We start from the raw sequence: 15,920 nt of genomic DNA, 5'->3' as shown, positions 1-15,920 counted from the left end.
CGCGTTTCTGGTGCGGTTGCTCTCGTGCCCGCTTCCTCGACCACTTGTTCTTCCCGCGAAACCGGACCGCGATGGGGTGGGGAAGGCATGGCCCGTGCCGCCTGCTCGGAGCCGGGTCTCCGTCCCGCGCCAGCCGACGGCAGGAGCCCCGCAGTCCCCTCATGCCGCGGGCGGCGTCAGCCCACAGTCACGCAGTTGCGCCCGCGCCTCTTGCTGGCGTACATGAGCTCGTCGGCGCGCCGCACCAGGGAAGCGGGGTCGTCGTGGGCGGTGGCCAGGGTCCCGCCAACGGAGACGGTCACCCGGATGTCCTCACCGTCATGCCGCAGCCTCGACTGTTCCACCATCGCCCGCAGTTTCTCCCCCACGATCTGCAGGCTGTCCGGATCCACGTTCACCACCAGGGCGATGAACTCCTCTCCCCCCCATCTGCTCACGGCGTCGAAGGGGCGGAGGCTGTTGGAGAGGGTCCGGGCGGTCATGCGCAGCACCTCGTCACCCATGGGGTGGCCGTAGCGGTCGTTGACCTCCTTGAAGCGGTCGATGTCCACCAGCAGCGCCCCGAAGGACCATCCGTAGCGGGACATCTCCGCCAGCCTGAACCGGATGTTCATCTCCGCGAAGCGGCGGTTGCCGACCTCGGTGAGGGGGTCGAGAAGGGCTATCCTCTGGAGCTCCTCTATGGTCTGCCTGGATACCAGGTGGGGCGTGTTGTCTCCGAATATCTCCACCGCCCCGATGACCCCTCCCCGCTCGTTCTTGATGGGCGCGACGCGGATGGAAACCGGCAGGCGGTGACCTTCCTTGTGCCTCAGGTAGGCCTCCTCCTCGCGCGCCAGCCCGTCATGCAGCGTCTTGGCCGCGGGGCAGAGCGAGGTCTCGCAGAGCCGGTTGCCCATCTCGTCCACGTGCTCCAGGATGTTCTCCCTGCAGTACTCTCCCAGGACCTCCTCGGCCTTATATCCGGTGAGCCTCTCGGCGCCGCGGTTCCAGTAGGTGATGCGTCTTTCGACGTCCACGAAGTATACCCCGTCGTAGAGGTTGTCCAGCAGGGTCTTGTAAAATCCTTCCTGGTACTCCATCCCTCCTGCCTCCTCTGTATGTCTCGGCGGTCTTCCCGCCGCCCACGCCGCGGGATGCTGGAAGGGCCCCCTTCCGTGCCCTCGGTCCGTCTGTCCCCGGCGGTATGCGGGCCCGATCACGGAGGACCTCCCTGCCGTTCGGGGCGGCGGGTTGCGGGAGGCCGGCGAGCGCTCCCGCCGGAAAGCCCGTCACCCCTCTTCCGCCGGCCTTCCGAAAAGGCGAGATGCCGGCATTCCATGGTCGATCCGCCGCGGCCGACCTTTCCGGGGCCGCACCGAATGCCTGTTAGCGATTTTTCCCCCCTGGCGGAGCGGAGAAACATCCCCGCGGCGTGTTCGGGCACGGGGATGGGCGTCATGGCGAGGAGGCGATCGAGATGTTCGCGCGCGGACAGGAGGGGGGTCCGGCGGAGGCGGGGACGGGCCGATCGCGAAGAGGAAACCCGCGCCTCGTCCGGGGCATGCGCCGGCTACGGCTACGGTTTACACGAGGATTGGACGGCGATCCCTTCAGGGTGGCGGCGGGGTGGGGGCGCCGGCGGCTCCGGCGCCGCTCCATGCGTGCCGGGTGGGCCATACCTGGATCCTTCGATCGGGCGCGTCCGCCCGTGGCGGCACCGCCCCTCAAAGCTTCGCCAGCTCGCCCGTGGTCACGTGTCCCACGTTGTTGGCAAGGTCGCCCACGCGCTCCAGGTTGCTCAGGGCATCCAGGAAGATGACCCCCGCCGTGCCGTCGCATTCGCCGCGGTTCAGCCGCTTGAGGTGGTTGCGCCGGAACTGCGAGGCCTTCTCGTCCACGAGATGTTCCAGGTCCTGGAAGCGGCGCGCAGATTCCGCGTCCTCCCTCGCGAAGGAGTCGATGATGCCCTCGTACATCTCCAGGGCGGTGGTCGAGAGTTCGTCGAGCTCGGCCGAGGCGATGTCGGTGAAGGAATGCCCGCCCTCGGCCTTGTTGGCGGCCAGGTACATGATGTTCTCCGCGTGGTCGCCGATGCGCTCGATGTCGTTCACGGCATGCATGTAGCCCACCAGTTTCTCCGACTGGTCGTCCGCCAGCGGCTCCTGGGAGAGCTTGGAGAGGTACTCGGTCACGGAGTGAGCCAAGCCGTCCACGATGGACTCCATCTCCAGGAGCTGTTTCTTTCCCCCGCGGTCCATCTTCTTCATATACCCGAGGGCGGAACGCAACATGTCCAGGGTGATCTCGCCCATGCGCGTGATCTCCTTGCGGGCCATCTCCAGGGCCACCGCCGGGTTGTGGAATATGCGCGGATCGAGGAAGAGGGGGTCTCTCTCCACCACCTTCTCCGGGCCGCGCTTGATCCGCTTGACCAGCCATATGAACTGGTTCAGGAAAGGCAGCCAGACGAGGCTCATGGTGAGGTTGAAGAAGGTGTGGAACCATGCTACCTGCCGCGCGATGTCGCCGGGGGAGGAGCCGAAGAGCTCCGAGATGCGCACGGTGAATCCGGGGAGCCAGGCCAGGAAGGGCAGAAAGACGAGGGTGCCCGATATGTTGAACAGGTAATGCGCTACCGCCACCCTCTTGGCGGGCAGGCTAGCCCCGAGGCTGGCGATAAAGGCGGTGATGCAGGTGCCGATGTTGCAGCCCATGATGATGGGGATGGCGATGCGCAGCGCCTCCCGGGCGTCGGTGCCGCCCGCGGTCAGCACCCCCGCGGCGGCCATGGCGATGACCATGCCCGTGGTCGCGGAGGAGCTCTGCACCAGGCTGGTGATGATCGTTCCCAGCAGGAGGCCCAGTACCCAGTTTCCTCCGTAGCGGGAAAGCCAGTTCTCGAAGGTGCCGGATTTGCTCAGGGGGGCCAGCCCGCCCTTCATGAGCTCTATGCCCAGAAAAAGGATGCCGAAGCCGAGCAGGACCTGGCCGGTATACTTGATGACCCTTCTCTCTCCCGTCAGGTAGAGGAGGAAGCCGACGGCGATGCAGGGAAAGGAGAGGGTCTTTACGTTGAAGGCCACTATCTGGCCGGTGATGGTGGTGCCGATATTGGCCCCGAAGATGACCGCCACCGACTGGCTGAAGGTCATGAGGCCGGCGTTGACCAGGCCCACCAGCATGACCGTGGTCGCGGAGGAGCTCTGGATGAGGGCGGTTACCGCCGTGCCGACGGCCAGCCCGCGGAAGCGGTTTTTGGTGAAGGTCTCCAGCAGGCGGCGGAGGCGGTCGCCAGCCGCGAGCTGCAGGCCCTCGCTCATGAGGTGCATGCCGTAGAGGAAAAGCCCGAGGCCCCCCAAGAGGACGATGATCCCGAACCAGTTCGAGGTCGCTTCCAGTTTCATAGAGTCTCGTTCTCCAGGGCCCGCGAGCCCGCCGGCCTCGGCTTTCCGTTCCAGTCCCAAGGCGACATTATATATGCGGGGAAGGTGGGGGACAAGGGACGGCCGCCGCGGTCCGGAAAGGTCGGCGTAGGCGCGCGAAGATGTCTCTACCTGCGCTTTTGCCTCAAGGTGGAGACCGCGTCGATTGACGCCGGGCATGCGGGGTGATAATCTGTTCTAGGTTCGCCAGAGAGGAGGGGTTCCCGCGACGGACAACCCCCCGCAGGTATTCTCCTTTCCGAGGGAAGTGATTCTCACCCTAGGATGCAGGAGCCGGAGCAGTCCGGAGACACAGGAGGAGGTGAGAACCGGATACCCAGGTCGCTTTGCCCAAGGCGGTCGTCCGTGCACGTGAAAAGCGAGGTGAAAAATGGCCTATGATTACGAGCTGGTGAAGGTGGAGATCACCGACGGCGTTGCCACCATGACCCTCAACCGCCCTCCCCTCAACCCCCTGAACGCGGATCTCTTCATGCAGATCGGGCAGTGCGCAAAGGAGCTCTCCGTGGACGATGAGGTGAGGGCAGTGGTGCTCACCGGCGGGGAGAAGAACTTCGCCGCCGGCGCGGATATCAAGGAGATGGTGGAGCAGACCCCGGTGATGATCTCCAAGTTCATCGGTATCGCCCAGGCGAGCTTCACGGCGGTGGAGGACATCCCCAAGCCGGTTATCGCGGCCATCAACGGCTTCGCCCTGGGAGGGGGATGCGAGCTGGCCATCTGCGCCGACTGGCGCTACGCCCACGAGGACGCCAAGATAGGCCAGCCGGAGATCCTCCTGGGCATCATCCCGGGCGCCGGCGGCACCCAGAGGCTGCCGCGCCTCATCGGGCCCGCCAAGGCCAAGGAGATGATCTACGGCGGCCGCTTCTACAGCGCCCAGGAGTGCCTGGAGATGGGGCTGGTGCAGAAGGTGGTGTCGGGGGAGGAGTCGGTGATCGAGTACGCCCGCAAGGTGGCCTCCAAGTACGCCAACGGACCCGCGGTGGCCCTGGCCATGGCCAAGAAGGCCATCAACAAGGGTATGGAGTGCTCCATAGAGGAGGGGCTGCTCATCGAGGCGCATGGCATCGCCCTGTGCTTCGGTTCCGAGGACCAGAAGATAGGTATGCGCACCTTCCTGGAGGAAGGCTCCGGCAAGGCGAAATTCGTGGGCAGGTAGCGCGCATACTTACTTGACGATATAGAAGGACCTGACCCGGTCCCGCGAGGGAAGGACGTACCCGACCAGGAGTTCGAAGAGGTAAGGAGGTTCATAGATGGTCGATTTCGAACTCACGGAGGAACAAAAAGCGGCATGCAAGATGGCCCACGAGTTCGCGCTCAACGAGATGCGCCCCATCGCCCTTGAGTGCGACAAGGAGGGCAAGATACCGGATGACCTGATCAAGAAGGCCGCCGCGGCGGGCCTCACCGCCATGGCCATTCCCGAGGAGTACGGCGGCGGCGGGCTGGACCAGCTCACCGCGGCCATGGTCAGCGAGGAGCTCTTCTGGGGCTGCGCGGGCATCGCCACCACCCTGGGAGCCAACAGCCTGGCCACCACCCCCATGATGATCGCCGCCAATGACGACCAGCGCCAGAGGTATTTCCCGCGCCTCTGCGATCCCGACGACCCCAAGTTCGCGGCCTTCTGCCTCACCGAGCCGGGGGCGGGGTCCGACGCGGCGGCCATCTCCACCACCATCCAGGAGACGGACGACGGCTACATCCTCAACGGCCAGAAGTGCTTCATCACCAACGGAGGCATCGCCGACTTCTACACCGTCTTCTGCACCTTCGACAAGGAGAAGAAGTACGGCGGCATCGGCGCGGTGATCGTGGAGCGCGCCTACGAGGGCGTGTCCATCGGCAAGAAGGAAGACAAGATGGGCATCCGCGCCTCCAACACCACCGAGGTCATCTTCGACAACGTCAAGGTGCCCAAGGAGAACCTGCTCGTCCCCATGGGCCAGGGATTCTACAACGTCATGACCACCCTGGACCTCACCCGCGCCAGCGTGGCAGCGGCGGGAGTGGGCGTGGCGCGCGCCGCCTTCGAGGAGGCCCTGAAGTACGCCAAGGAGAGGGTGCAGTTCGGCCGTCCCATCATCGCCCAGCAGTCCATCAACTTCATGCTGGCGGAGATGGCCATGAAGATCGAGGCCGGCAGGCGCCTCTACCAGCTCGCGGCCTGGAAGGCCACCAAGGGCCTGCCCTGCTCCCTGGAGTCCTCCTACGCCAAGGCCTTCGGTGGCGACCTGGCCATGGAGGTCACCACCAACGCGGTGCAGATCCACGGCGGCTACGGCTACATGAAGGAGTACCTGGTGGAGAAGCTCATGCGCGACGCCAAGATCATGCAGATCTACGAGGGCACCGCGCAGATCCAGAGGCTGGTCATCGGCGCCAACCTCATGGGCGTCACCGACGCCTATCCCTGGGGCTAGACGTCACACGCCGCAAACGGGGGGCGCCCGCGGGCGCCCCTTTTTGCGTTTCTCACCCGCACGCTGTAAGTGATATGGTCTAGGCATGGGAAAGATAGGCATCACCACCACGGTGCCCATAGAGGTCATCTATGCCGCCGGGCACGTCCCCGTGGACCTCAACAACGTCTTCGTCTCCCATCCCCGTTACCGGAGTCTGGTGGAGAGGGCGGAGGAGGCGGGGTTCCCGCGCTCCTTCTGCGCCTGGATAAAGGGGATCTACGGGGTGGTGGAGGAGATGGGGGACCTCGACGCCGTGGTGGCGGTCACCCAGGGCGACTGCTCCAACACCCACGGGCTGATGGAGACCCTGCAGTCGGAGGGGATGGAGGTGATCCCCTTCGCCTACCCCTACGACAGGGACTACGAGCTGCTGCGCCTGCAGATGGAGGTCTTCGCTCGCCGCCTGGGAGCGGGGGAGGCGGCCGTGGAAAAGGCGACGGAGAGGCTTGACCTGGTGCGCGCCAGGGCACACCGCGTGGACGAGCTCACCTGGAGGGAAGGGCTGGTCACGGGTTTCGAGAACCACCTTTACCTGGTGAGCTGCAGCGACATGGGGGGCGACCCCGACGCCTTCCGAGGTGGGCTCGAGGCCTTCATCGCGAAGGCCGAGGAACGCGTGGGCGACGCGGGGTTCGCGAGGGCGGGGGAGATGGTGCGCCTGGGATACGTGGGGGTGCCTCCCATGGCGCCGTCGCTCTACGACTACCTGGAGACTCTGGGGGCGCGCGTGGTGTACAACGAGACCCAGCGCCAGTTCAGCCTGCCCTTCGCTACGCGGGACCTGGTGGAGAAGTACCTGCTCTACAGCTATCCTTATTCCATATTCTACCGCCTGGAGGACATCCGCCGCGAGACGGAACGGAGGAGGCTGGCGGGGATCATCCATTACGTCCAGAGCTTCTGTTTCCGCCAGGTCGAGGACATCATCCTGCGCCGCTCCCTGGCGGTCCCCATCCTCACCCTGGAGCTGGACCGCGAGACCGAGCTGGACGCCCGGGCCCGCGTAAGGCTGGAGAGCTTCGTGGAGATGCTGCGCTGAGCGCGGCACGCGCCGTCAGCGTTCGGCCGTGTCCCGGCGGGGGGCCGCCGTGCCTTCTTCCGCGGACCGGTAGCCCGGGAAGAGATCGGGGATGCGGGACCCTGACTGCGGATGCGTCAGCAAGACCTCCCGCCCCGCGATGGTACAATGGGTCCATGTACGAGATACGCGCGGCGGTGGGGTTCAGCGCGGCCCACTTCCTACGCGGTTACGAGGGGAAGTGCGCGCGCCTGCACGGCCACACCTGGAGGGTGAGGGCCGCGGTATGCGGGAGCGACCTCGGTCCCGGAGAGATGGTCATCGATTTCCACGACCTCGAGGCCATGCTGGGCGAGGCGGTGGCCCCCTTCGACCATTCCTGCCTCAACGACCTGGAGCCCTTCGACCGCCTCTCTCCCACCTCGGAGAACATCGCCCGTTACCTCTACCGGGTGCTGGAGGAGAGGGTGCGAGCCGCGGCGCCCGGGGCCAGCCTGGCCTGGGTCAGCGTGAGCGAGTCGCCGGACACCGAGGTGGTCTACCGGGAGGGATGATGGGCGAGAACGTGGTCATGCTCTCGGCCGGCCTCGATTCGGCGGTGAACTTTCTCCTGGCCCTTGAGGAAGGCGGGGTAGCGGCTGCGGTGACCGTGGATTACGGCCAGCGGGCGGCGGGACGAGAGGTGGAGAGGGCTGGGAGGCTGTGCACCGCGCGCGGCGTGAGGCACCTGGTGCTGGAGGCGAGGTGGCTGGGGGAGCTTTCCCGCGATGCCTTGACCACGGCGGGGGGGCCGCTGCCGGAGGTGGACGTCTCCGCGCTGGGGAACGAAACCGCGATGCGTGAGACGACGTGCGCGGTCTGGGTCCCCAACCGCAACGGCCTATTGGCGGCCATGGGCGCGTGCGTGGCGGAGGCGCTGGGCGCGAGGTGGGTGGTGATGGGGCTCAACGCCGAGGAGGCGGCCACCTTCCCGGACAACTCGCGCGCCTTCCTGGAAGAGACGAACCGCGCCCTGCGCTATTCCACGCGGGCGGGAATAGGGCTGCGCAGCTTCACCCTAGATTGGGATAAAATGGATATACTGCGTGAAGCCCTCGCCCGCGAGCTGGACTTCAGCCTCATCTGGGCATGCTATAATGGAGGGACTGCGATGTGCGGGCATTGCGAATCGTGCGCGCGACTGCTCGGGGCGGCGGCGGGCCTGGGGGTGAGGGAACGCCTGGCCGGGTTTTTCGCCGCCGGATGAAGCCGCCGCGGACGGCGCTCAGGGCCGACGGGAGGGGGAATGAAAGGCAAGTACATCAAGGGCAAGAAGATAACCTATGACGGCTCACAGCTCCGCTCCCTGTACTCCTATACCGTGCACGACGTGCAGGGTGACTCCATCCTCGCCTTCCGCGGTCCCTGCCGGGTGGGGGTGGAGAGCCTGGTGGACGCCGAGGACCGCAAGAACCGCGCCGAGATCAGGAGCGATGAGATGGCGCACTTCATCGTGGAGCTCTTCGGCTGCGACCTGGAGCGCGCCGTGGTCCTGCAGCGCCTCTTCCTGTGCGTGGTCAAGGACGTCATCGAGGAACTGAAGCCCGAGCTGTTCATCACCCGCAGGGGGGATGACCTCTATATCGAGGTGGAGGCGGAGGAGGGCGAGGAGGAGAACCGCAAGCTGACGGTATCGGTGGCCACGGTGAGTCCGGTGTCCGCCCTCATCCACCTCGGCGTGAACATCAGCAGCGAGAACACCCCCGTGCCCACCCTGGGGCTGGACGACCTCGAGGTGCCGGTGGACGACTTCATCCTCAAGGTGCTGCAGGGCTTCATCAACGAGATGAAGGGCATCGAACAGGCCCGCTGCAAGGTGAGGGGCGTGAGCTGAAGGCGCGCCGTCCGCGCCACGGAGGCCGCCGGCGCAAGGACCCGCCATGACCGGATGCATGGATGTGCAAGCCGCTTCCCTGTACGTGCACGAGGTCTTCCCCTCCTTCCAGGGGGAGGGGCTGTACTGCGGCGCCCCCCAGGTCTTCGTCCGCCTTTCGGGATGCAACCTCGCGTGCTCGTACTGCGACACCCCGGAGGCCAGGGAGCACGTGGCGGCGGCGCGGGTCTCGCGCTGGGAAGGCGATGCCCGGAGCCTGGTCAATCCCGTGGCGGCAAGCGAGCTCGCCGAGGCCGTGGCCTCGCTGTGGTCGCGGGAGATGCAGGCGGTGAGCGTGACGGGTGGTGAGCCCCTCCTGCAGGCGGAGGCGCTGGCGTCCCTGCTTCCCGCCCTCAGGGAGAAGGGTATGCCCGTATATCTCGAGACCAACGGCACCCTTTACCGGGAGCTGGAGAGGCTGCTGCCCTGGGTCGACATCATAGCCATGGACCTCAAGCTGCCCTACCATATCCAGGGTGCGGACCTCGGCGACGCCCAGCGCCGCTTCCTGCAGGCGGCGCGCGCACGAGAGGTATTTCTGAAGATGGTGGTGGAGGAGGGGGTCACCCCCGAGGAGGTGGCCCAAGCGTGCCACCGGCTGGCGGGCGAGGCCGCGGAGCTCACGCTGGTGCTGCAGCCGGCATGGCGCGGAAGAGGCGTAGCCCTGTCGCCGCGGCATGCGCGGGAGCTCGCCCTGGTGGCGGCGCCCTTCTTCGCCGCGGTGAGGGTGGTGCCCCAGATGCACAGGGCGTGGGGCGCGAGGTAGCGCGGGACTGGAGGCGGCCGAGGAGGAAATCATGCACGGCGAGGAAGCGGAGGACCGGTTCCGGGAAGCGAGGAAGAAGGCGGCGGAGGAGCTTGCCGCCAGAGACCCCACGTGGATGGCTTCCCGCGCCGGCGTCACCTATTCCTTTGCGGAAAGGCGCTTCGAGGTGCCTTTCTGCGGCGAGGCCCACACCGTCGCCTATCCCTTGGGAGAGGTGCGCCGCGCCGGCGGCGAGCCAGCCGCACCCGAGGAATCCATCATCATCCTCCATTACCTGCTGAAGGCGGACGGCGGCGAGGTGGAGGAGAGATGGGTGGCGTACCGGGACCTGCCCGGCGCCCGCTACCACGAACCGGCCTTCCATGCCGATGTCGAGGCCCCCCTCTCCCGTGCCCTGGAGGGGCGCCTCCATGACCTGCGCGCCTGGGTGGAGCGCGAGGCGCTTCCCCGGGACCTTCCCGGTGACGTGGCGGCCGTGTGGTACGTGCTGCCGCGCGTTCCCCTGCTCCTCGTCTTCAACGAGCGGGACGAGGAGTTCCCCGCCTCGGCCAGGGTCCTCTTCGACGCCTCGGCCCCCGGCTACCTCCCCACCGAGGACCTGGAGGTGCTGGCGGAGCTGGCGGCGGCGCGGATCATCTCCGGCCTCGACCGGGTCCGCTGAAGGCGGGGCGGCAAACGCGCATCCTGTTCAAAACGACCCGGCATGGTTTATGATTAGGGGCAAAGTGGCGGAACCGCGAAGGGGAAAGGAGACCGAGGCCCGCGGCAGGGATCGGCATCGGAGGTCGGCGGTGTGCCGCAGGGGCAGGGAGACGATGCGCAGGGTACTGGTCCTCAATGCGTCATATCAGCCGTTGAACCTCGTGAACGTGAAGAGGGCCGTGGTGCTGGTGCTCAAGAACAAGGCCGAGATCATCGAGGAGCTGGACGCCCGCCTGCATGCCGAGCGCATGTCCATGCCCTATCCCACGGTGATACGCCTGGTATATTATGTAAATGCCCCCTACCGTTCCGTCGCCCTGAGCCGGCGCGCCGTCTTCATCAGGGATGGATATACCTGCCAGTACTGCGGCGCCCGCGCCGAGAGCATCGACCACGTGATCCCGCGCAGCCGCGGAGGAAAGCACGTATGGGAGAACGTGGTGGCCGCCTGCAGGCGCTGCAACACGCGCAAGATGAACCGCCTCCCCTCCGAGGCCGGCCTGAAGCTGGCGCGAAAGCCGGTGGAGCCCCACGACCACATCTGGATCTTCAGCCAGGCGGGGGACATCCATCCCACCTGGGAGCCCTACCTGGAGACGGCCCTGGTGGGATGAACGGCAACGGCGGCGACATCCTGCGGCGGCTGAGCGAGGACGTCTTCCGCATCGAGGTACCCATCCAGCACGAGCTGAAGAACTTCAACCTCTACCTTTTCACGGGAGAACACCCCGCGCTCATAGACGCGGGCCCCTTTCACCCCCTACTCGAGGAGGTGGTGGCGGAGGCGTTGCGGCGTGCGGGAGTGGCGGAGCTGGAGTTCATCTACCTCACCCACTCCCACATCGACCACTTCGGCATGGCGGCACGCCTGCGCGCCCGCACGGGCGGCGCCGTGGCGGCGCACCGCTTCGAGAGACCGCGCATCGAGCGCGCGGGAGCCCGCCTGGAGGAGGAATACCGCTGCTACGCCTCCCTTTCCGAGCGCATGGGCTTCCCGCGCGAGGTGGCGGAGGCCATCTTCTCCCTGGCGCATGTCTGGACCGGCCTCTCGCAGCCCTGCCCGGTGGACGTCCCCCTGCGGGGGGGAGAGCGGGTGAAGGCCGGCGACCGCGAGCTGGAGGCGGTGCATACCCCCGGACACACCGCCGGACACCTGTGCTATTACGAGCGCTCCGAGGGGCTGCTCTTCTCGGGCGACCACCTCATGCGCTCCATCACCCCCAACCCCGAGCTGTACTGTCCGCCGTGGCGGGGGGAGATGACCGGACTGCCGCAGTTCCTCGAGTCCCTGGAGCTGCTGCGCGGCTACGACATCGCGGTGGCCTACCCCGGGCACGGCGGTCCCATCGACAAGGCGTCGCGCAGGATAGACATGAACCTGCTGCACCACCAGCGGCGCCTGGAGAAGACGCTTGAGGCGGTTAAGCGGGGTTGCGTGACGGTGTGGGAGACGGCGCTGCGCCTCTTCCCGCAGGTGAGAGGGAAGCCCCCCCAGGTGGACCACTTCCTGGCCCTTAAGGAGGCGCTGGGCCACCTCCTCATCCTGGAGAAAGAGGGGCTGGTGCGGTGCGACCGCGGGGGAGAGGTCTGGCGCTTCACCTCATCTTGATCGGAGGCCCCCTTTCTCGGGCGCCCGGGGCGCGCGGGCGAAGGGAGGAAAGACCCCCGGGCCGCGCACCCCGGGAGGCGCGGCCCACCGCGCTGCGGCCGCGCCCGCCGGAGAGGGATGCCTCGGCGCCCCGGCTTGCGTTTTCGGTTTGAGAGGATCGGGAGACCGCTTTGTCGCCCCCACGGACCGAACGGGTCAGGCGAGAGGAAAGGGGGAGCTCTGCTGGATGCTCGATCCGGGGAGCAGGGCGTTGCGTCCCGTCCGTGAGGCGAAGGGCATGGAGAAGAAACGGCAAATTGAAAAGCCCCTCTTGCCTTGATAATATGGAGGGGAAATCAGGGTTAACGGTGCCCTTGTAGCTCAGTGGATAGAGCAGTGGCCTCCGGAGCCACGTGCGGGAGTTCGAATCTCCCCAAGGGCGCCATTTTTAAAGGATCGAGGGTGGCCGAGACCACGCGCTGCTTCAACTGCACCAAGGAGATCCCTCTGGGAGTGGACAATTGTCCCGTGTGCGGTTTCGCCCTTTCCGGGGGACGGATAGAGGCCATCAAGGAGGCCACGGAACTGAACTCCCGGGCGCAACTCCACGATTCCAGGGGAGAATGGGAGCAGTCCATCCCCATGTACCGGCGCGCGGTGGAGCTGTACCCGGAGTTCGTGGTGGCCCAGTACAACCTGGGCATAGCCCTGGGGAAGGCGGGGCGTCACCACGAGGCCCTAGAGGCGCTCAGCAGGGCCATCAAACTGAAACCCGACTTCGCGGCGGCCTACTGCGCACGGGGTGATATCCTGGCGTCGGCGGGAGAACACGAGGCCGCGGTGAAGGACTACTCCCTCGCCCTGGAGCTGTATCCGGATTACGCCCAGGCCTATTACAAGCGAGCGCTGGCCTGGATGGAGAGGGGAGGCGTGGAGGAGGCCATCCAGGACCTGGAGGACTACCTCTTCTACAAGCCCCACGACGCGCGGGCCCGCCGGCGCCTGCAGAGACTGAGGGAAGGAGTGTGAGCATGGCCGAATTGGAAGCGCTGCGGCGCGCCTTGGCCGACAAGGCGGGACGGGAACTCATGGTCTGGACGTCGGGAGGGCATTATTTCCGGGGCGACCTGGAGGAGGTCAGCGAGGGCGGGTTCCTGGTTCTGAGGGACGTCAGCTGCACCCTGGCCGGAGAGCGCCACGAGCGCGAGTCCGTGTACATCAGCGTCGCAGCCGTCGACGCCGTATCCTGATCGTGGATGAGGCGGTGAGGCGCGGGAACGCCCACGCGACTCACCGCCTGCGCAGCTGCACGAAGTTCATCTGCAGGTTGGCCAGGGTTCCCCGGAAAGGCCGCAGGAGTTCCTCGGACATCCTGCCCTCGGCCCCCTTGATCATGGCCTCCAGCAGGTCGATGGCCAGCGCCGCCTGTTCGAAGTCGCGGTATTTCAGGTTCACGCTCTCCGGCAGGCCCATCTTGAGATAGCCCATGCTGGCGAGCTGGTTCATCATGGTAAAGGCCACCTCCGCCACGGTGACCTTCTCCAGGCTCTCCTCCACCAGGCGGCGGAACTCCTCCTCGCTCATCTCCTCTCCCGCCTCGCGGGCCTTTTCGGCGTCCACCGCCTTCCCGTCGGCCTCCCCGGCTGCGGCCTCCTCTCGTCCGGCCTCTCTCATCCTGTCGCCCTCATCTTTCCCGACGGCCTCCGCCTCTCCCGCCTCGCGGGCCTTTTCGGCGTCCACCGCCTTCCCGGCGGCCTCCCCGGCCGCGGCCTCCTCTTGACCCGGCGCCGCCGGCCCGCTCTTTCTCTTACGTCCCGCGGCCTCCGCTCCCCCGTCCGGCGTCCCGTCCTTGGCGCCGCCGCGCGCGCGCTTCCCGGAAGCCGGTTTTCGCGCCGCCGTCTTACCGGCGTCCGGGGAAGGACCGCCCTTGCTTTTCGCGCTCGAGCCGGCGGGCTCGTCCCCGCGCGGCTTGCTCACCTTCTTGCGTTCCTCTTTATCGGCCATGTGCGAACCCTCCTTTCAAGGGAGATTATACCAGCAAGGGAGACCTCGAGGAGGGTTCCCCGGCCCCGGCGACCGGGACCGCGCCTCTCGGGCATGACGACGGGAGGGGGACGGGGAGACCCGCAGGGAGCGGCGGAAAGGACATGACCCGCGTCGTTTACCCCGGTGCCGGTATGAGTTATCATGAAGGGCGTGAGGTTTGGGGCCCGCGGGACGAGCGGGTTTGAAAAACGAATAACAAGCATGTAGGGGTGCTCCCGAGCGGGGGCTGAGAGCATACCCTTGAACCTGATCCGGGTAATGCCGGCGTAGGGAACGTGCAAGAGCGCAGCGAGGGCGCCGCATACCGTTTCAGGTGAGCGGCGCCTTTGCTTTCGCGCTGCCGGGTGGAGGGGCGCGGCGCGAGGGCGGAAGGAGCGGGCGGCGGCGCGCCTGGAGCGCCGCATGGCGGATAGAAAGCGAGAGGCGAGGAGAAAAGGAGGGGAGATGGCCCTGGAGGAGACCGCCATCACGGCGGCCATAGTACGTTCTTTTACCGCCGATTTTCTGGAGGACCTGGAGCTGGACGTGGCGGTGGCGGGAGCGGGCCCCAGCGGCCTCACCGCCGCGCGCTACCTGGCGCGGGGAGGAGCGCGGGTGGCGGTATTCGAGCGCAACCTCTACGTGGGGGGCGGCATGTGGGGCGGAGGGATGCTCTTCCCCCGCATCGTGGTCCAGGAGGAGGCGCGTGGGATCATAGAGGAGACGGGGGTGGCCCTCAAGCCCTGCGGGGACGGCCTTTACGTGGTGGACGCGGTGGAGGCGGTCTCCCGCAGCGCGGCGGCCGCCATCGATGCCGGAGCACGCATCTGGATAGGCATGGGCGTGGAAGACCTGGTGTTGAGGGAGGACGACCGCGTTTGCGGCGTGGTGCTCAACTGGATGGCGGTGGAGAGGGCGGGGCTGCACGTCGATCCCCTCGCCCTGAGATCGCGCCTGGTCATCGACGCCACCGGGCACGATGCAGAGGTCTGCCGCACCCTGGCGAGGAAGGCGCCGGGGATCCGCCTGCTCACGACGGACGGAACGGTGGCGGGGGAGAGGTCCATGTGGGCGGAAAAGGGCGAGGCCGCCCTGGTGCACAACACGCGCCAGGTGCACCCCGGGCTCATCGTGGCGGGCATGACCGCCAACGCGGTGTATGGGTCCCACCGCATGGGGGCGGTCTTCGGAGGCATGTTGCTCTCCGGGCGGGAGGCGGCCCGCCTCGCCCTCGAGCTCCTGGGGTGATGGGCCCGGACTCGAGCGAATGCCCCCTCGGCATGCCGCGGAGGGGCGGGGAAAAGGGGCGAGAGGAGAGGAAAGAGGAAGTATATGGGAGGCGGATGTAGATGAGGCGGGTGAAGCTGGGGCTCTACGTGATAACCTGCCGCGACCCCGGGCGGGGGATCGATCATCTCGATGTCGCCCGGGCGGCGCTGCGGGGAGGGGCGGACGCCGTGCAGCTGCGAGACAAGGAGGCGGGGGGAAGGGAGCTGCTGCGCCTGGCCGGAGAGGTGGCCTCCTTGGTGCGGGCCGCCGGGAGGGGCTGCCTTTTCCTGGTAAACGACCGCGTGGATGTGGCGCTTGCCTGCGAGGCCCACGGGGTGCACGTCGGGCAGGATGACCTGCCACCCGCGGCAGCGCGGCGCCTGGTGGGGGAGGACATGGTCCTGGGAGTATCGGCGGGCACGGTGGAGGAGGCCCTGGAAGCTCGCGCGGCGGGAGCGGATTATATCGGGGTGGGCCCGGTCTTCGCCACCCCCACCAAGCCGGATGCAGGCGAACCCGTGGGCATAGAGGGCTTGAGGAGGATCAGGGAGGCGGTCGACCTCCCCCTCGTGGCTATAGGAGGCATCGATGCCTCGAACGCCGCCCGGGTCCTGGAGGCCGGCGCCGACGGTATCGCGGTGATCTCGGCGGTGAGCGCCGCGGATAACATGGAGATGGCGGTGGAGCGCCTGCGCGGGATCGTGGATGCCCACCGCGTAGGGAGGTAGAGACGTGTTAGAGAAG

The 15,920-nt window shown here is 67.0% G+C and carries 17 protein-coding genes, 1 tRNA gene and 1 riboswitch; of the genes, 15 read left to right on the top strand and 3 right to left on the bottom strand.

Annotated features, from left to right (window positions below; translation table 11 throughout):
- Nucleotides 1-176 precede the first annotated feature (176 nt).
- Entirely contained in the window at nt 177-1,082 is a 906-nt protein-coding gene (locus tag H5T74_02340) for a sensor domain-containing diguanylate cyclase (protein MBC7229216.1), read from the bottom strand.
- 624 nt (nt 1,083-1,706) lie between these two features.
- Nucleotides 1,707-3,386, bottom strand: coding sequence for a Na/Pi cotransporter family protein (locus tag H5T74_02335; protein ID MBC7229215.1), 1,680 nt, complete (start codon nt 3,384-3,386; stop codon nt 1,707-1,709).
- 409 nt (nt 3,387-3,795) lie between these two features.
- On the opposite strand from H5T74_02335, the gene H5T74_02330 reads away from it, so the two are divergent.
- From H5T74_02330 to H5T74_02270, 13 genes are all read left to right on the top strand, one after another.
- Nucleotides 3,796-4,587 carry an enoyl-CoA hydratase/isomerase family protein gene (locus tag H5T74_02330; GenBank protein MBC7229214.1) on the top strand — a complete coding sequence of 264 codons (792 nt, stop codon included), beginning with the start codon at nt 3,796-3,798 and terminating at the stop codon, nt 4,585-4,587.
- A gap of 97 nt (nt 4,588-4,684) precedes the next feature.
- A complete protein-coding gene (locus H5T74_02325) occupies nt 4,685-5,854 on the top strand; it encodes an acyl-CoA dehydrogenase family protein (GenBank protein MBC7229213.1) in 1,170 nt (389 codons plus the stop codon).
- Nucleotides 5,855-5,939: 85 nt separating this feature from the next.
- Nucleotides 5,940-6,935, top strand: a complete 996-nt coding sequence (locus H5T74_02320) for a 2-hydroxyacyl-CoA dehydratase (GenBank protein MBC7229212.1) — start codon at nt 5,940-5,942, stop codon at nt 6,933-6,935.
- Nucleotides 6,936-7,090: 155 nt separating this feature from the next.
- Nucleotides 7,091-7,468 (top strand): 6-carboxytetrahydropterin synthase QueD, encoded by a 378-nt coding sequence (queD, locus tag H5T74_02315; protein MBC7229211.1) that lies wholly within the window; start codon nt 7,091-7,093, stop codon nt 7,466-7,468.
- Nucleotides 7,465-8,160, top strand: coding sequence for a 7-cyano-7-deazaguanine synthase (locus H5T74_02310; protein ID MBC7229210.1), 696 nt, complete (start codon nt 7,465-7,467; stop codon nt 8,158-8,160). Before queD ends, H5T74_02310 begins: the two co-directional genes overlap by 4 nt.
- A 39-nt stretch (nt 8,161-8,199) precedes the next feature.
- Nucleotides 8,200-8,787, top strand: coding sequence for a DUF366 family protein (locus H5T74_02305; GenBank protein MBC7229209.1), 588 nt, complete (start codon nt 8,200-8,202; stop codon nt 8,785-8,787).
- Nucleotides 8,788-8,833: 46 nt separating this feature from the next.
- A complete protein-coding gene (locus H5T74_02300; protein ID MBC7229208.1) occupies nt 8,834-9,592 on the top strand; it encodes a 7-carboxy-7-deazaguanine synthase QueE in 759 nt (252 codons plus the stop codon).
- A 31-nt stretch (nt 9,593-9,623) separates the two neighbouring features.
- Nucleotides 9,624-10,253, top strand: coding sequence for a DUF3786 domain-containing protein (locus tag H5T74_02295; GenBank protein MBC7229207.1), 630 nt, complete (start codon nt 9,624-9,626; stop codon nt 10,251-10,253).
- Nucleotides 10,254-10,407: 154 nt separating this feature from the next.
- A complete protein-coding gene (locus H5T74_02290) occupies nt 10,408-10,908 on the top strand; it encodes an HNH endonuclease (protein ID MBC7229206.1) in 501 nt (166 codons plus the stop codon).
- Nucleotides 10,905-11,903: an MBL fold metallo-hydrolase gene (locus H5T74_02285; protein ID MBC7229205.1), complete on the top strand. Its 999-nt coding sequence runs from the start codon at nt 10,905-10,907 to the stop codon at nt 11,901-11,903. The genes H5T74_02290 and H5T74_02285 overlap by 4 nt, the downstream gene beginning before the upstream one ends.
- Nucleotides 11,904-12,252: 349 nt before the next feature.
- Nucleotides 12,253-12,327: transfer RNA gene (locus H5T74_02280), tRNA-Arg, on the top strand.
- Between the two features lie 17 nt (nt 12,328-12,344).
- Nucleotides 12,345-12,911, top strand: a complete 567-nt coding sequence (locus tag H5T74_02275; GenBank protein MBC7229204.1) for a tetratricopeptide repeat protein — start codon at nt 12,345-12,347, stop codon at nt 12,909-12,911.
- Nucleotides 12,912-12,913: 2 nt separating this feature from the next.
- Entirely contained in the window at nt 12,914-13,132 is a 219-nt protein-coding gene (locus H5T74_02270; protein ID MBC7229203.1) for a hypothetical protein, read from the top strand.
- Between the two features lie 40 nt (nt 13,133-13,172).
- Here H5T74_02270 and H5T74_02265 read toward each other — a convergent pair whose 3' ends face one another.
- Nucleotides 13,173-13,886, bottom strand: a complete 714-nt coding sequence (locus tag H5T74_02265; protein ID MBC7229202.1) for a hypothetical protein — start codon at nt 13,884-13,886, stop codon at nt 13,173-13,175.
- Between the two features lie 237 nt (nt 13,887-14,123).
- Nucleotides 14,124-14,218: riboswitch (TPP riboswitch) on the top strand.
- A 154-nt stretch (nt 14,219-14,372) separates the two neighbouring features.
- On the opposite strand from H5T74_02265, the gene H5T74_02260 reads away from it, so the two are divergent.
- Both H5T74_02260 and thiE read left to right on the top strand, forming a co-directional pair.
- On the top strand, nt 14,373-15,155 hold the full coding sequence (locus tag H5T74_02260; protein ID MBC7229201.1) for a thiazole biosynthesis protein: 783 nt from the start codon (nt 14,373-14,375) through the stop codon (nt 15,153-15,155).
- 101 nt (nt 15,156-15,256) lie between these two features.
- On the top strand, nt 15,257-15,904 hold the full coding sequence (gene thiE / locus H5T74_02255; protein ID MBC7229200.1) for a thiamine phosphate synthase: 648 nt from the start codon (nt 15,257-15,259) through the stop codon (nt 15,902-15,904).
- Nucleotides 15,905-15,920 lie beyond the last annotated feature (16 nt).

This window comes from Actinomycetota bacterium, from assembly GCA_014360645.1.
Lineage (GTDB): Bacteria > Actinomycetota > Geothermincolia > Geothermincolales > RBG-13-55-18 > Solincola_B.
Note: the sequence above shows the minus strand (reverse complement) of the source record. Positions and strands in the feature narration are given on the sequence as shown.

Coding starts and splice junctions, on each gene's coding strand:
- H5T74_02340 (MBC7229216.1), bottom strand. CDS start 1,082: ATGGAGTACCAGGAAGGATTTTACAAGACCCTGCTGGACAACCTCTAC.
- H5T74_02335 (MBC7229215.1), bottom strand. CDS start 3,386: ATGAAACTGGAAGCGACCTCGAACTGGTTCGGGATCATCGTCCTCTTG.
- H5T74_02330 (MBC7229214.1), top strand. CDS start 3,796: ATGGCCTATGATTACGAGCTGGTGAAGGTGGAGATCACCGACGGCGTT.
- H5T74_02325 (MBC7229213.1), top strand. CDS start 4,685: ATGGTCGATTTCGAACTCACGGAGGAACAAAAAGCGGCATGCAAGATG.
- H5T74_02320 (MBC7229212.1), top strand. CDS start 5,940: ATGGGAAAGATAGGCATCACCACCACGGTGCCCATAGAGGTCATCTAT.
- queD (MBC7229211.1), top strand. CDS start 7,091: ATGTACGAGATACGCGCGGCGGTGGGGTTCAGCGCGGCCCACTTCCTA.
- H5T74_02310 (MBC7229210.1), top strand. CDS start 7,465: ATGATGGGCGAGAACGTGGTCATGCTCTCGGCCGGCCTCGATTCGGCG.
- H5T74_02305 (MBC7229209.1), top strand. CDS start 8,200: ATGAAAGGCAAGTACATCAAGGGCAAGAAGATAACCTATGACGGCTCA.
- H5T74_02300 (MBC7229208.1), top strand. CDS start 8,834: ATGACCGGATGCATGGATGTGCAAGCCGCTTCCCTGTACGTGCACGAG.
- H5T74_02295 (MBC7229207.1), top strand. CDS start 9,624: ATGCACGGCGAGGAAGCGGAGGACCGGTTCCGGGAAGCGAGGAAGAAG.
- H5T74_02290 (MBC7229206.1), top strand. CDS start 10,408: ATGCGCAGGGTACTGGTCCTCAATGCGTCATATCAGCCGTTGAACCTC.
- H5T74_02285 (MBC7229205.1), top strand. CDS start 10,905: ATGAACGGCAACGGCGGCGACATCCTGCGGCGGCTGAGCGAGGACGTC.
- H5T74_02270 (MBC7229203.1), top strand. CDS start 12,914: ATGGCCGAATTGGAAGCGCTGCGGCGCGCCTTGGCCGACAAGGCGGGA.
- H5T74_02265 (MBC7229202.1), bottom strand. CDS start 13,886: ATGGCCGATAAAGAGGAACGCAAGAAGGTGAGCAAGCCGCGCGGGGAC.
- H5T74_02260 (MBC7229201.1), top strand. CDS start 14,373: ATGGCCCTGGAGGAGACCGCCATCACGGCGGCCATAGTACGTTCTTTT.
- thiE (MBC7229200.1), top strand. CDS start 15,257: ATGAGGCGGGTGAAGCTGGGGCTCTACGTGATAACCTGCCGCGACCCC.